This window comes from Lachnoanaerobaculum sp. MSX33 (genome assembly GCF_000512995.1).
Taxonomy (GTDB): domain Bacteria; phylum Bacillota; class Clostridia; order Lachnospirales; family Lachnospiraceae; genus Lachnoanaerobaculum.
The window spans coordinates 35,399-48,116 of the sequence record NZ_AZXX01000078.1 but is presented as its reverse complement, the minus strand read 5'-3'; the positions used below and the strand labels follow the sequence as shown (position 1 = coordinate 48,116).

Annotated in this window: 10 protein-coding genes; 1 reads left to right on the top strand and 9 read right to left on the bottom strand. The window is 36.9% G+C overall.

Annotated elements, in window-relative coordinates:
• Positions 1-161 precede the first annotated feature (161 nt).
• Positions 162-428 (top strand): 30S ribosomal protein S20, encoded by a 267-nt coding sequence (gene rpsT / locus HMPREF1495_RS08775; RefSeq protein ID WP_007594531.1) that lies wholly within the window; start codon positions 162-164, stop codon positions 426-428.
• 66 nt (positions 429-494) lie between these two features.
• Here the strand turns inward: rpsT and trmB are convergent, their stop codons facing one another.
• The 9 genes from trmB to HMPREF1495_RS08730 all read right to left on the bottom strand — a co-directional run bounded on the left by trmB (position 495) and on the right by HMPREF1495_RS08730 (position 12,561).
• Complete coding sequence (trmB, locus tag HMPREF1495_RS08770; protein WP_007594533.1) at positions 495-1,148, bottom strand: tRNA (guanosine(46)-N7)-methyltransferase TrmB; 654 nt, start codon at positions 1,146-1,148, stop codon at positions 495-497.
• A 92-nt stretch (positions 1,149-1,240) separates the two neighbouring features.
• Entirely contained in the window at positions 1,241-2,848 is a 1,608-nt protein-coding gene (locus tag HMPREF1495_RS08765) for a S1C family serine protease (RefSeq protein WP_034213905.1), read from the bottom strand.
• Positions 2,849-2,978: 130 nt separating this feature from the next.
• A complete protein-coding gene (locus tag HMPREF1495_RS08760) occupies positions 2,979-4,697 on the bottom strand; it encodes an LCP family glycopolymer transferase (RefSeq protein WP_034213903.1) in 1,719 nt (572 codons plus the stop codon).
• A gap of 13 nt (positions 4,698-4,710) precedes the next feature.
• Positions 4,711-6,117: an undecaprenyl-phosphate glucose phosphotransferase gene (locus HMPREF1495_RS08755; RefSeq protein ID WP_007594537.1), complete on the bottom strand. Its 1,407-nt coding sequence runs from the start codon at positions 6,115-6,117 to the stop codon at positions 4,711-4,713.
• A gap of 124 nt (positions 6,118-6,241) precedes the next feature.
• Entirely contained in the window at positions 6,242-7,234 is a 993-nt protein-coding gene (locus HMPREF1495_RS08750; RefSeq protein ID WP_034213900.1) for a glycosyltransferase family 2 protein, read from the bottom strand.
• Positions 7,235-7,249: 15 nt separating this feature from the next.
• Positions 7,250-9,463, bottom strand: coding sequence for a glycosyltransferase family 2 protein (locus HMPREF1495_RS08745; protein ID WP_034213898.1), 2,214 nt, complete (start codon positions 9,461-9,463; stop codon positions 7,250-7,252).
• Positions 9,464-9,507: 44 nt separating this feature from the next.
• Complete coding sequence (locus HMPREF1495_RS08740) at positions 9,508-10,446, bottom strand: glycosyltransferase family 2 protein (RefSeq protein ID WP_034213896.1); 939 nt, start codon at positions 10,444-10,446, stop codon at positions 9,508-9,510.
• A gap of 1 nt (position 10,447) precedes the next feature.
• On the bottom strand, positions 10,448-11,509 hold the full coding sequence (locus tag HMPREF1495_RS08735) for a zinc-binding dehydrogenase (RefSeq protein ID WP_034213894.1): 1,062 nt from the start codon (positions 11,507-11,509) through the stop codon (positions 10,448-10,450).
• 170 nt (positions 11,510-11,679) lie between these two features.
• Positions 11,680-12,561: a DegV family protein gene (locus tag HMPREF1495_RS08730; RefSeq protein WP_007594545.1), complete on the bottom strand. Its 882-nt coding sequence runs from the start codon at positions 12,559-12,561 to the stop codon at positions 11,680-11,682.
• Between the last annotated feature and the right edge of the window lie 157 nt (positions 12,562-12,718).

Below are 12,718 nucleotides of genomic sequence, written 5' to 3'. Positions count from 1 at the left end.
ACTATTCAACAAAACTTTCTCTTAAACCTTGACATTCCACTTAGAATATCCTAAAATTATATTCGCGTTTAGATTGAACTGTCCGTGTCCAGGCTTCAATATAAACTTTTAAAATTAAATTTAATTCAACAAAAAAAGTTATTTATTTATTGGAGGTAATTGTGGCTAATATCAAATCAGCAAAGAAGAGAATTCAAGTTGCTTTAGTTAGAACTGAGAGAAATAAGTCTATCAGATCAAAAGTAAAGACTGCTATTAAGAAAGTTGACAGTGCTGTTGCAGCAAATGACAAGAAGCTTGCACAGGAGAACCTTAAGAATGCTATCGTTGAGATTACAAAGGCAGCATCAAAGGGTGTATATCACAAGAACAATGCATCTCGTAAGGTTGCAAGACTTTCAAAGGCTGTTGATAGTATCAATGCATAAAACAAACTCCAATGACCGTCATCATTGGAGTTTTTTATTTCACCTGCCTATTTCGGCAGGTGATTTTTATCTGCTTATAATCATTTTACAAATCTTATTTCCCTGACTTGAGAATTTCTCCTCATATTCCGTCATTATATTTCCTTCAGATTCCTTTTCAGAATGAAAGTCAAAGCTGCAAAAATCAAGTTTCCACTTTGAATCCTTTACCACCTCCAAAGAATATTCAAACAGCCCGATATTATCGGTCTTAAATTCTATTACTCCGTCCTTTTTCAATATAATATCGTACACATTTAAAAAATCCGGTGATGTAAGTCTTCTGTTTGCATGTCTGTCCTTCGGCCATGGATCGGAAAAATTAAGAAATATTTTATCCACCTCTCCTGCCTCAAATATCTCCGAGAGCTTCTTTGCATCTGCACATAGAAACCTTAGATTGTCTATACTCTTCTCTTTTTCAAGGTTTCTTTTTCTTTGTATTGCTTTCATCAGTACACTTTCATACTTTTCTATACCGATAAAGTTTATATCCGGATGTGTTATCGCCATATTTCTGATAAACTGTCCCTTGCCCATTCCTATCTCAATCTGCAAAGATCTTTTCTCCTCAAAGATATCCTGTATACTTCCCTTCAATTCTATTGCTTTATCTTCTCTGATACATTCCTTTGCTTCGGTTATAAAGTCCTCACAGCCCTTTATATGTCTAAGTCTCATTATTACTACTCCATTTCCTATATAGCAATTTAGTATACATTATATCGGATAAAAAAAGCAACAGGCATTTATGCCTGTTGCGTATAAATATATTACTGCTCTACAGCCTCTCTCTTTCCAAGAGTTATTGTTACAGTCTTTTCTACATAATTGCCGCTTTCATCCAGCCTTTGAACTGTCAAATCCACTGTTTTTCCACTCTCATAATATGTAAGCATATTTTTGAGACTTTCCATTGATCTTACACTTTGTCCGTCAAACTTTGTTATGATATCCTTGGCCTTCAAGTCTGAAGATGCTGCCGCTCCACCTTCTACAACCTTGTAAACATAAATACCCTGTGGCATATCATATGCCTTAGCCATTTCCTCATCTATATCCTTACCCTGTATTCCAAGATATCCCTGATTCTCTGCCGCAACAACCGTTCTGGTTTCTTTGCTTGAAAGTTCAGCTATAAGATCCTTTACTGCAGAAATAGGTATGGCATAGCCCATTCCTTCAACATCGGTATCTGAATACTTTGCTGAATTTATACCGATGACTTCACCCTTCATATTAAGGAGTGCGCCGCCTGAATTTCCCGGATTTATAGCGGCATCTGTCTGAAGAAGATTTCTTGATGTGCCTCCCTCAGTCTTTACTTCTCTGTTTAATGCCGAAATATAACCTACAGTTACAGACTGGCCATATCCAAGTGCATTACCTATGGCAACCACTCCCTGTCCGACCTTAATATCATTTGAATCGCCTATATTTGCAATGCTTATCTTTGACAATGTATCTTCCGAAAGATCTGAAAGCTTAATTGCCACAACGGCAACATCATTGTCACTGTCTCCGCCCTTTACGGAAGCTGCAGCCTTTGTTCCGTCATTAAATTCAACTTCCAGACTGTCGGTATCTGCAATAACATGATTGTTTGTGACCACCAAAAGTTCAGTATCTGTTTTTCCGACTATAATACCTGAACCGCTTGACTGTGCCTCGTAGCTTTGTGTTCCGAAGAAGCTGTTCTGAGTAATCTCAGCTTTACCATAGATAGCTACTACTGAAGGCATAGCCTTGTCTACAATTGTAGACACATCCATATTTGAAAGATTTGTTGCAGGTGCCGCAGTGCTTTCACTGTCACTCTTGATATCGGTTTGATTTCCTATAACAATATTGTCTTTAGTTTCCACATTGCTTGAAATATAGCTGTTGGCAACAGTATTTACACCTACCATTACTCCACCGGCAACAAGTCCGAATACAGCCGCACTTGCTACAAGACCTACGGCCTTACCTACTTTTGATTTCTTTCGCTCCTTACCCTTACTTTGGACTTTTTGAGGCTGTGCGGTAAGAGCCCTTGCTCGTACATCTTCTGACTGAGTTGTTCTATAAGTTTCTCTACTGTTTCCTTCAATGTTTGCATTATTGTTTACCTCCTCATCTGTATTTGTTTTATCTAAACTTACCGTATTAACGCTGCTGCCGGACTCCGCCTCATTTTTAGCTATATTCTCTGCAGCTTTTGCAAGACTGTCCGTATGTCTTTTTATAATACTGTCTATATCCTTTTGCTCGGACTGAGTATCAATACCGATTTCATCTGCAGTATTTGTGTTTGAAATCTCTGTTGTGTTTTCTGTGTTTGTTGTAAGCTCCTGTGTATTGTTTATCTCATTATCAAATTCATCTCTATCAAATCCCATATTCTTATTCGTACGATTACGTGCGCTCCTTTCATATATTAAAAAAGCATCGGTAGCTTTCCTTTATGGTTTATAGTCTACCAATGCTTTGTGTCTTATTTGTGTACGAAATAAGTTTAATTTGTGTTTTTTATTCAGGTTTTGCTTCTACAGTCTGTGAAACAGTACTTCCCGGTCCCACTACATTAGGAGCAGGTGCCACAGTTTCTTCTTTTGCTGTAGTCGTCAAAGGTTCCACTGTAGATTCTTTAGGACTCTTTCCCGACTTTGTCTGAGCCTGAGTTGTTTCACCCGGTCCGTTTGATTTCCTCGGCTGAGCCTCACCGCTTGCGGCAGTAGTCTCTCCCGGTCCGTTTACCTTCTTTGTCTGAGTTTCAGCTGTAGTATTTTTCTTATTCTGAGCCTCGGTTGACGAAGTTATAATCTCCACATTTGAACCCTTTGAGGCCTGTGTGGTCTCTCCCGGGCCTACATTTACTCCTGTTTTTGAGCTGCTTGTGGTCTTATCCCTTTCAGCCGCACTTCCCTTCTCGGTAGGCTTTATATAGTACTTATTTCCGTCACCGTCTGTGTAATAATCATTTTCTTCATCTTTATCTATCCAAACGGTTTCACCGTCTTTATCAAGCTGATAATATCTTCCGTTATTATCTATGTAGATATCTACACTCTTTTTAGTCTCGGCTTCGGTAGTCGATTTCTTCTTACTCTTGGTTTCTTTATCATCTTTATCAGTGTTTTTATTCGACTTATATCCACCGCTGGTTTTTACTCGCTTTATACTGTCACCGTCTTTATAAACTCCGGTATCTGATGAAATTCTGTCACTGTAGGCTTTTACTTTTGCGGAAACCTCATAATTTTCATCACCGAAGAGATATTTGTGAAGTTCCAATACATTACTCTCAAGGTTTACGGGAACTACTATAAATCCCTTTGTACCCAGAGTCATATCATCCAATTCAAACGGAAAACCTGCAGTATCTTTTAAATTATATTTTCCGAAATCATTTATTACATCAAGACCGTCCTGCCATGTAAGATTTGTCGCTACCATGGAAAGCATATTTCCAAGAAGATCATTCAAAGTCTTAAGATCGGCCTTCTTTGCCTTCTCAAAAGCAAGTTCAATAACTTTTCTCTGTCTTTCCGTTCTCTGGTAATCTGTGTCCATATATCTAAGTCTTGCATATGCAACAGCCTGAACACCGTCCAAATGCTGCATGCCCGGAGCCTTTAACTGTACGGATCCTATACCTGTTCCCTTTACAGTTTCTGTAATATAAGAGTTTATATATTTAAACTCCGGCTTTGTGATTTCTATATCTACACCGCCCAAAATATTTATTGCTGTTGCAACCGCCTTCCAGTTGAATGTAACATAGTCTGTAATATTAAGATCCAAACTGTCATTTAACATCTTAACAGCTCTTGCCGGTCCGCCATAGCTATATGCATGTGTAGCCTTCTGGAATGAATTCTTACCTACATCAAGGTATGTATCTCTGTATACAGATACAAGCTTAATATCTCCTGTAGCCTGATCTATTGAACATATAATTATGACATCGGATCTGTTTCCTTTTCCGACACTGTTGTCTCTGGAGTCTACACCGAATAATGCAATATTTCTATATCCTCTCATTTCCTGAAGCTTTTTTTCCGACAAGCCGGTATTTGCCACCTCTTCCACATCATACTCCGGTCGTTGGATTTTAGAATATTGTTTCAGCGCATAGGCATATGCAAATATAACGCCCAGAACAAGCATCTCCGCTATAAGCATAGTAATGAAAAAAGCAATTTTTGATTTTTTCTTTTTTCTGGACTTCTTTTTTTCTTCGCTCATTATAATCCTCCTGCTAATAAGCATTCTTGTTGATAAATCCCTTAAATATCGTCAAAAACATTATCTTGAAATCAAAACCTAAAGTCCAGTTTTCAATATAATATAAGTCATGGTCTATCCTCTTTTGTATTGAAGTATCTCCTCTAAACCCGTTAACCTGTGCCCAACCGGTAAGTCCCGGTCTGACTTGATGTTTTATCATATAATGCGGTATTTCTTCTCTGAACTTTTCCACATAAAAAGGTCTCTCAGGTCTCGGACCCACAAGTGACATATCACCCTTTAAGATATTGAAAAACTGAGGCATTTCATCAATACTTGTTTTCCTTATAAATCTACCTATTTTGGTGACTCTCGGGTCATTTGGAGTAGTCCATTTTGACTTTTCCTCTGACGGCTTTTGTACAGCCATTGAGCGGAATTTATACATTTTAAAAGGTTTATTGTGTAAACCGACTCTTTCTTGAGCATATATTATGGGGCCACCGTCTGTCAGCTTTACCAGTATTGCGGTAATTAACATCCATGGTGAGAACAGTATTATACCAAATAATGCCCCGAATATGTCAACAATTCTTTTTATATATGCATTGTGCAATTCTGTAAGCGGCACATGCCTGATATTTATAACCGGCAATCCCTGTAAGTCCTCTATGTATGGAATAGTAGGAATAAAATTATTGTAATCAGGTATAAACTTTGTATGAACGCCGGATTTCTCACAGTCATTTACTATGGCTTCCAGATGTTCATATTCTTTTATACTGAGAGTTATCGCTATTTCATCAAGTACATTCATCTCTAATATCATATGAAGATTCGCTACGGTTCCTATCACCTTTACACCGTTATAGCTGAATCCTCGTTCTTTATTATCATCCAAGATACCCCTGATATTATATCCCCACTCAGGATTTTGTTTTACTCTGTCTATATATCCTTCAGCAGCCCTTGAATACCCGATTAATAAAATATGCTTCTGATTATACCCCTTCTGTCTTATGTTCATTAAGAAAATTCGTATTGAAGTTCTCTCAACTATCATAAGTACATTTGCCAGAATATAGAAGATAATTACCAATCTTCTTGAGAAGTGATGCATATTCATATTTTTACCACCCAAATAGAGTGTCAATGTAAATATCAACCATCCTATAGAATTGGCTTTGAATATATTTGCTATCTCGCTTCTTCTTCCCGAAACTCTCTTAGGTGTATACAGTTCAAAGAATTCATAGAGTATCAAAAAACCGGGTATAATTATTATCAGAGCACTGAAATACTCCTGTGCCGACAATGCAAGCAAGGCATCATCATTATAATACATTATAAGATAAGCTATTAAATAACTTAAAAATATAACCAGAGCATCTAAGAGTATATGCAGCCTGTTTAATCTCTTCTGGTTTTCTTTAATCATATATTGCTCCATATCGCAATCTTATGCGATAGACTTCTTTTCATTATTCGTAAAATCATATATCAATTTTACAACCAAACGCAAAATCATTTATTACATTTTACTTAATCTTTAGTAACAGTTCTCAACTGCTATGTCTTTTTATAAATCTATACACATATTCAAATGTTCCGGCTATTATCTCGCCCTCAAGCGCCAATATATCCGTTTTTCTGATTTCCGAAAAATCAACTCTTTCACATTCTCCAAGATTTTTAAAGCCTTCTTTAAGTCCGCTTATATAATCTGTCAGAAATCCTTTTTTAAAGAAAAATGCCGTTTTAATTAAAGTTCCCAGTAAAAGTGGGAAAAAGTTAAATGCAATCTGCAGGTTTGTCATATTTTTATAAATCAAATAAATATTATTTCTTGCTGCAAGTCTTACCTTAAAGGAATTGTATTTTGATCCTGAGGTTGCACTTCCGAGATGATATACCTTGGCCATTGGCTCAAAACCGATAATATATCCTCTAAGTCTTGCTCTGAAACTTAAGTCCATATCCTCCAAATATGCAAAATGCATTTCATCAAAATAACCTATCTCATCCAAGATGCTCTTTCTGTATATACTTGCACCGGCACATGCCGAAAATACAGCTCTTCTTTTTGTAAAATCCGCTACCTTTTCTCCGACACCTATCTGATACCCCCAGCCGAGAAGAGAATATCCGTCTCCGGCATCATCCACAAGTTCCTTGTCATGAGCATTTATCATCAGTGGATTTATTGCAAATATCTTTTCAGACTTTTCTATTGCATTAACAAGCATTTCCACATAGTCCGGAAATACTTCGGTATCATTATTCAACAAAATAACATATTTACTGTCACAGGCTGCAAGTCCTACATTTACTCCACCTGCAAACCCAAGGTTTTCATCCAGATAAATCACTTTTATATTCAGATTGCTTTCATAACTTTCAAGATCTCTTAAATAATCTACCGAATCATCCTTTGAACCGTTGTCTACCACCAAAATCTCAAAATTTTTATAAGTTTGAGTTCTAAGCGATTCAATGCAATCCTTCATAAACTTTATACCGTTATAGTTCGGTATTATTATTGTTACTTTACTCATCTTTCTCCCGGATACCTAAAGGTATTTTTTTATCTTCTCGTCAATAAACGGTTCACCTATTTTTTCATTCAACAAATCTCTAAGTGCAAAGTTTGACTTACGTAATGTAAGATTAGGATTATAATACGGATCTCCCTTTTCCAGTATTTTGGGCCATCTTTTCATAAATATAGCAGTCTCTTTGTTAAATCTCTCGATTTTTTCAGGGCTGTCCTCAAGTCCTCTTGACTTTGACTCATAATGATAGAAAAGTGCATAAGGATTATAGACTACAAGATAGTTTTTATCCCTTACCTTCATACAAAAATCGATATCATTAAATGCAACCGCCAATTCTTCACTGAATCCGCCAACTTCTTCAAATACCGATTTCTTCGTAATAAGTGCTGCAGCCGTTACGGCGGAATAATCCTGTAATGTAAGTGCTCTGTGGAAATAGCTGTTTTCAACCTCTGAAAGTCCTATAAAGGTATGCCCCGCCACTCCTCCAAATCCGACCACAACACCTGCATGCTGTATTGTATCATCATTGTAGAGAAGTCTTGCACCCACTATACCGACATCCTTTCTTACCGCATACCACATCATCTCTTCTATTGAAGTCGGATTTATAAGTTCTATATCATTGTTTAAAAAGAAAAGATATTCACCGTTTGCAAAGTTTACACCGAAGTTATTGATAAGAGAATAGTTAAATTCTCTCTCCCAACGCACAACCTTTACATTGTCAAATTCTTTTTGAATCTTATCATAGTACTCAAAAGTCTTTTTATCGGTAGAATTATTTTCCACGACAATGAACTCAATATTCTTATAACTGCTCTTTGTCATTATAGAGCGAATCGCCAAATCAAGATCCTCTCTGTGGTCCTTGTTAGGAATGATAATTGAAAGCAAAGGTTTATCTTCCATAATAAAGTATTTATGGTAAATACCGTAATCAACACCCTTTTCTATCTTTTCTAAAGGTAATGAAATCCCCACTCTTTCAATATGTGCCTTTATTGCTCTTGCTCCCGCTTCAAATGCGTATAATTTACTTTGCGGATTTGAAGCTGTTGAATTCATATGGCATCTCCAATGGTATAAAACCTTCGGTATATGTACAATCTTTTTTGCATTCTCAGTCACTCTGAATATAAAGTCATAGTCCTGTGCTCCGTCAAATGCCGCATCAAACATTCCTGCCACATCCACAAGCTCCTTCTTTACTACAAAGAGATGACAGATATAATTCACACTTTCAAGTAAGTCGATATTAAAATCAGGCTTAAAATGAGGATCGAATAATGAACCTCCGTCCATATCCAGCTTATCTTCATCGGAATATAAGCAGTCACAGTTTTCTTCATTTATTGCCTTTGCACATTCATACAATGCATTTTCGGTAATAACATCATCATGATCTGCAAGTACTATATAATCACCGCTTGCCATCTTAAGTGCTTCATTTGTATTTCCGGCAATACCCAAGTTTTTGCCAAGTTTATTATATTTTATCTTGCTTCCTGTGTTTTTTTCTTCAATATATTTTTTTATAAAATCTTCCTTGTCCTTGCCGTTTTCACTTCCGTCCGCAAGGCAAATCTCAAATTTTGAATAAGTCTGTGCAAGAATTGAGTCAAGCAACTCTCTGAGGAAATTGTCAGGAGTCGCATAAAGAGGTATTACTATTGAAAATAAAGGTGAGTAGTCAAATTTAACTTCTCTTTGTGCTGCCAACTCTTCCTTTGTAGGCTTGGTCTTTTCATACCATTCTGTATATTCGTAATCATTGTCCATGCCCTGTATTTTACTCTTTGACTTTCTGATAAGAGCTCTCAGTCCGTTCTTTTTCATGAAGTTAAAAGCAACCCTTACAGTTTCCATATTGCAAAGGTCTTTAAGTTTTTCCATCCTTTTATAGGCTACACTTGAACGCTTATATATAAGCTCCTCATTATATTTGATTTTCTTCTTTTGATTGTCAACTTTTATCTCAAGATAATAGTCTTCACCCCTTTTATAATCAAACTTAATATCAAAACCGTAATCTTCATCATATATTTTACCGAAATATACCTGACATACATCATCTCTTCTGGTCTTTACATATTTGAAGTCAACACTTTCCATTTTACTGTTATATACATGAAAAGAAGGCTGTGAACCTGGTTTCTTACCCACTACCCAACCGTTTAATGTGATATAATTCTCGCGTATGCGAACATAGTCCACCTTATATTTCATAAAGTATTATCCTTTTTATAATATTCTGTGCTTTAGTGCAGCCTTTATTCATCAAAATTGAGTCTTTCCTCTTCAACAACCAAGGGTCTCTTCATCACTCTTTGATTTATTGTAAGTATGTACTCACCTATAAGTCCTATAAAGAATATCTGTATTGAACCGAGGAAAAGCATACCTATAAGTATCGGGGCCATACCTGCCGGAAATCTGTCCCAATAAAGCAGCTTTAATATAAGATATATAATGGCAATAATCATTGATATACCTGAAAGTATGACTCCCGCAAATGTGGCAAGTCGCAACCCTACCTTGGTATATGCCGTAACCGAAAGCATTGCCGCATCGTACAATCTGTATAAATTATTGCTTGTAATTCCGGCTCTTCTTTGCGGTTGCTCATATGGAATCTCTTTTCTTCTGAATCCAAGTTCCGCAACTATTCCTCTCAGGAAAGGGACCGGATCGTCAAGATTTCTCATAACATTTATAAACGCCTTGTCATACAGTCCGAAACCTGTAAAATGTTCTATCTGCTCAACTTCTGAAAGTTTCTTTATAGTTTTGTAATACAGACTTCTAAGATGAAACATTATCTTATTTTCCTGACTGGACTTCTTGATTCCGATAGCTATTTTATAGCCCTCTTCCCATGCTTTTACATATTTCGGTATCATCTCCACCGGATCTTGAAAATCTGCAGCCATCAGCACTGTGGCATCTCCGGTACTTTGCAGCATTCCGTAATAAGGTGAATTAAACTGTCCGAAATTTTTCGCATTAAATATACCTTTAATACCCTTATCCGATTTGCAAAGTTCTCTTATCAACTCTCTTGTATTATCTTTTGAATCATTATCAATAAAAATAATTTCATACTCATATGATGAAAGATTTTTCTTAAACTCTTCTCTTATGGCATCCGCCATAGGTACCACATTTTCCTCTTCATTAAAACATGGTACAACTATACTTATTTTTTTCATTCTACCATCCCGTAAGTATCATTGTTTTTATAACAGTATTGCCCTTGTCCCTCATAAGTTCAAGAGCCTGTTCTACATTTTCAAAGCCTTCAAATGTATGTGTAATCAGTTTTTCAGGTGTAAATCTTTTATGCTTTACCATTGAAAGCAGTCTTTCCATTCTGACTCTACCGCCTTTTCCAAGCTCCATATATACGGTTTTTCCTGACATACCTCTACCTGAAGAAAACTTCGGTATCTCCATACTTCCGTCACCTGTAAAAAGTTTCAAATTTACAACCTTCCCGACACCATATCTTACCATATCTATGGCATCTGAAAAAGACTTATCATTGCCACCTGCAATTATTACCACATCTGCGCCCTTGCCTTTTGTTGCTTTAAGAACATATTCCGTAACATTGTTATCCTTATATGAAATAACCTCGCTTGCACCATATTCATATGCCAGTGGAATACTTACGCCTCTGCTTCCGACCGCAATGATTTTTCCGGCACCTCTAAGAGCGGCACCGCATATTGCCATAAGCCCTACACCACCGATTCCAAGCACAACAACTGTATCTCCGAAATTCACCGTTTCCGCACCTGTAAAGCCTGTAGTGGCCATATCTGTACACATAAGTCCGTTTCCAAGACTTACACCCTCAGGCAAAATAGCCAAGTTTAAATCCGCATCAGCCACTTCAAATTCTCTTGCAAAAACTCCCGGCGTACTTCTTCCCAAAGTATTTGCACTGAAGTTTGCTCCTGCATGTAAAAAATTTCCGTCCTGTATATCTTTGTCATGAAAATTCGGTGTCATAGACGGAACAACAACCACATCCCCTTCTTTAAAGTCTTTGACTTTTTCACCGACTTTTACAATCCTTGCAACTGCTTCATGTCCCAAAATAAGATTATCCGGTTTCTTTGATCCGGATCCGTATACGGTATTTACATCAGATGTGCAAACCGATATCGCTGCCGGTGTCAATATAGCATTATATGGATCTGAAAGTTTCGGACTTGGCAAATCTATAATTTTTGCTTCGTTTCTCCTTATAAGCGCAAATGCCTCCATGATATATCCTTTCAATAATATTTCTTATCTAATTATATATCTTAAATGCAAATGGAACAATAGTGTTAATATAAACAAAAAATGCTTATACCGACATACTAAGAAGAAATCTTTCAATAGCGGCATAAGCATCTTTTTCATTCTTTTAAAATCATCAAAATTCTAATTAATTATCTTTTGTCACCGACAAAAAATACTGCAACTGTTCCGGGACCTGTGTGTGCACCGTTCACATGGCCTATATCTTTTACTTCTACATTTCCCTTTAAATTCGGGAAACGAGCCTCAAGCATACTTGCCAACTTGTTTGCTTCTTTTTCTGAATCTGCATGGCTGATAAAACATTTTCCGGTATATCGCTTTCCATCTACGGCCTGTGTTTCCATTCTTGAAACTATAGCCTCCATGGTCTTTTTCTTGGTCTTTACTTTTTCAATAACTACCAACTTACCCTCTCCGTCCACACACATAAGCGGACAGAAATTCAATGTCTTTCCAATCTTAAAAGTAAAATTGGCAAGACTTTCTTCTCTCAAGTAGGTAGTTAAGTCTGTGGAAAAGAACCAGTGATTGATATACTTCTTGGAATTCTCCGCATAACTTTTCAGCTTGTCAATAGGCATTCCCTCATCTCTTTTGTCTGCCAGGATGTCTACCAGCAGTCCCATACCGGCTGATGCAGACAAAGAGTCTACTACATATAACTGTCTTTCAGGATACTCCCCTTTAAGTTCCTTAACTGCTGCCATCGCTGATAGATACGATTCGGATATACTTGATGATAGGCAAATATGCAATACATCCTTGCCATCTTCCAAGAATTTCTTAAAGTATTCCTTGTATTCTGCCATGTCGATTTGACTTGTTGTCGGACTTTCACCGTTTCTCATTCTTTCGTAGAACTCCGACAAAGGCACGCTCTCTCCCATACTTTCATCATATGTCTTGCCACCTATAGTGTATTTACAGTCTATATGATGAATATCCCTACTAGAGTAATACCCGTTAGTCATATCTGCGGTGGAGCTGCATGATAAAATATAGTCCTCCATGACTATACCTCCTAACGTTTTTTTGTGACCCAACCAAATGGAATTTGATACCAAAACATCATCTACGTCCCATTAAAAATGCTCTGATATAAGGATCGGTCAATCCTTCTTTTCTGTCTTTACATATCAAGTCAATCTAATGTCAATTTGCAAATTC

Bases quoted from the DNA above. Each gene is read 5' to 3' on its own strand.
- HMPREF1495_RS08765 (WP_034213905.1), bottom strand. From the start codon at position 2,848: ATGGGATTTGATAGAGATGAATTTGATAATGAGATAAACAATACACAG.
- HMPREF1495_RS08730 (WP_007594545.1), bottom strand. From the start codon at position 12,561: ATGGAGGACTATATTTTATCATGCAGCTCCACCGCAGATATGACTAAC.
- HMPREF1495_RS08755 (WP_007594537.1), bottom strand. From the start codon at position 6,117: ATGATTAAAGAAAACCAGAAGAGATTAAACAGGCTGCATATACTCTTA.
- trmB (WP_007594533.1), bottom strand. From the start codon at position 1,148: ATGAGACTTAGACATATAAAGGGCTGTGAGGACTTTATAACCGAAGCA.
- HMPREF1495_RS08735 (WP_034213894.1), bottom strand. From the start codon at position 11,509: ATGGAGGCATTTGCGCTTATAAGGAGAAACGAAGCAAAAATTATAGAT.
- HMPREF1495_RS08750 (WP_034213900.1), bottom strand. From the start codon at position 7,234: ATGAGTAAAGTAACAATAATAATACCGAACTATAACGGTATAAAGTTT.
- HMPREF1495_RS08760 (WP_034213903.1), bottom strand. From the start codon at position 4,697: ATGAGCGAAGAAAAAAAGAAGTCCAGAAAAAAGAAAAAATCAAAAATT.
- HMPREF1495_RS08745 (WP_034213898.1), bottom strand. From the start codon at position 9,463: ATGAAATATAAGGTGGACTATGTTCGCATACGCGAGAATTATATCACA.
- HMPREF1495_RS08740 (WP_034213896.1), bottom strand. From the start codon at position 10,446: ATGAAAAAAATAAGTATAGTTGTACCATGTTTTAATGAAGAGGAAAAT.